A 1,920-nucleotide genomic window follows, 5' to 3' on the forward strand; every position below is an offset into this window, starting at 1 on the left:
GCCGGATCCTGCGCGGCGACCACATCGACCCGGTCGCCGCGCAGGATCCGGCGGCCGGGGGCGGGGGCGGCGCCCGGGTGCTCGCGCGCGGAGTGCGGGTGACACGGGTGCCGGAGCCGCTCGACGGCGCCGCGGAGAGCGGCGCGCTGGTGGTGCTGGCGGTGCCGCGCGCCCTGGCGGCCGGGCTCGTCGGTGCGAGTGCCACGGCGCGGCTGGCGGTGACGCTGTGCTGAACCGTGTCGGACTTTTTCCCGGCGGCGCGCTGTCAAGTCGCTCCTTCGGGGGACGGGATTGGACAGTATGGCCGTACCGTGCCGTAGGTTGCGGAGCGTTTTGTTCCACAACCTGTGCATGCGAGGAGCGTCCCCGAGGTGAGCGCGAAGAAGGAACCGAGCGTCCTGCAAGGCTTCAAGGCCTTCCTGATGCGCGGCAATGTCATCGACCTGGCAGTGGCGGTCGTCATCGGCGCCGCCTTCACCAACATCGTCAACGCGCTGGTGAAGGGGATCATCAACCCGCTGGTCGGCGCGATCGGCACCCAGAACCTGGACAACTACAGCACGTGTCTGAGCGACTCGTGCCACGGCACGCACGGCATCCAGCTGATGTGGGGCTCCGTCCTCGGCGCCGCGCTGTCCTTCCTGATCACCGCCACGGTGGTGTACTTCCTGATGGTCCTGCCGATGTCGAAGTACCTGGCCCGGCAGACGGCCCGCAGGGAGGCACGGGAGGGCACCAAGGAAGTCATCGAGGTGTCCGAGCTGGAGGTGCTCAAGGAGATCCGCGACGCCCTGGTCGCCCAGCGCGGCACCGGCCGCGACGATCACTAGCGGTTCAGATGTGGTGGGGCGGCTTCTCGTCGAGGAAGCGCTTGAGGTCGGCGGCGCTGTCGCCGGCCGGCCGCTCGCCCCAGCCGCGGTCGGTGTCGTCCGAGGACTGCTGGTCCAGCGGATCGTCGAAGACCAGCGCGGGCTTCGGGTCACGCGGTCCGGGTGCGGGGGCATCGCTCATGCGTCCAGGGTACGGCCCCCGTACCGGTGGGCCGCCGGCCGCCGGTGAGCGCCCGGGCAAGCCTTCCGCCCGGTTTTCTGCTGTGCTGAGAGGCATGACGCCGAGTTCCACCCCGGCGCCCGCTGCTCCGGGCGCATCCCAACCCGCATCCCACCCCTCCAGCCCCGTGCGACGGCTCACCGCGCGCGGGCGGCACGAGGCCCATCGGGTCTCCTCCCCGCTGGAGCTGCTCTTCGACCTGTGTTTCGTCGTGGCGGTCTCCCAGGCGGGTGTGCAACTGGTGCACGCCGTCTCCGACGGCCACGCCGGCACCGGGGTCCTGAACTACGCGATGGTGTTCTTCGCCATCTGGTGGGCCTGGATGAACTTCTCCTGGTTCGCCTCGGCGTACGACAACGACGACGTGCTCTACCGGGTCGTCACCCTGGTGCAGATCGCCGGCGTCCTGGTGCTGGCAGCCGGTGTCTCCCGGGCCTTCGAGCAGCACGACTACATGACGGTCTGGCTCGGCTATGTGATCATGCGCCTCGCGATGGCCACCCAGTGGCTGAGAGCCGCGCGGACCGCCGAGGGCGCCGAACGCAGAGCCGCGCTGCGCTACGCGGGCGGGGTGCTGCTGTGCCAGGTCGGCTGGGCCGGTCTGGTGGTGCTGCCGCAGCCGGCGCGGCCCTGGGTGTTCCTGGTGATGGCGATCGCGGAGATGTGCGTACCGCTGTTCGCCGAGCGGGACTACGAGACCTCCTGGCATCCGCACCACATCGCCGAGCACGATGATCGTGAACAGTCCGTACCGCTCGGCGATGTGGTGCGGATGCCAGGAGGTCTCGTAGTCCCGCTCGGCGAACAGCGGTACGCACATCTCCGCGATCGCCATCACCAGGAACACCCAGGGCCGCGCCGGCTGCGGCA

2 protein-coding genes and 3 pseudogenes are annotated in these 1,920 nt (G+C 70.1%); 3 read left to right on the forward strand and 2 right to left on the reverse strand.

Annotation, left to right across the window (positions count from 1 at the left end; translation table 11 throughout):
- Together CCN72_RS36170 and mscL are read left to right on the forward strand one after the other, a co-directional pair.
- Positions 1-233: pseudogene (locus tag CCN72_RS36170) on the forward strand (hypothetical protein); the annotation flags it as partial.
- Between the two features lie 138 nt (positions 234-371).
- Positions 372-830, forward strand: a complete 459-nt coding sequence (gene mscL / locus CCN72_RS36175; RefSeq protein ID WP_086812598.1) for a large conductance mechanosensitive channel protein MscL — start codon at positions 372-374, stop codon at positions 828-830.
- A gap of 4 nt (positions 831-834) precedes the next feature.
- Here mscL and CCN72_RS39830 read toward each other — a convergent pair whose 3' ends face one another.
- A complete protein-coding gene (locus tag CCN72_RS39830) occupies positions 835-1,011 on the reverse strand; it encodes a hypothetical protein (protein ID WP_086812599.1) in 177 nt (58 codons plus the stop codon).
- Between the two features lie 94 nt (positions 1,012-1,105).
- Here CCN72_RS39830 and CCN72_RS36185 point away from each other — a divergent pair.
- A pseudogene (locus CCN72_RS36185) lies at positions 1,106-1,819 on the forward strand (low temperature requirement protein A); the annotation flags it as partial.
- Here CCN72_RS36185 and CCN72_RS41155 read toward each other — a convergent pair.
- A pseudogene (locus CCN72_RS41155) lies at positions 1,820-1,885 on the reverse strand (hypothetical protein); the annotation flags it as partial.
- Positions 1,886-1,920 lie beyond the last annotated feature (35 nt).

Source organism: Streptomyces murinus (genome assembly GCF_002154555.1).
In the GTDB taxonomy this organism is placed as follows: Bacteria; Actinomycetota; Actinomycetes; order Streptomycetales; family Streptomycetaceae; genus Streptomyces; species Streptomyces murinus.

Bases quoted from the DNA above. Each gene is read 5' to 3' on its own strand.
- CCN72_RS39830 (WP_086812599.1), bottom strand. From the start codon at position 1,011: ATGAGCGATGCCCCCGCACCCGGACCGCGTGACCCGAAGCCCGCGCTG.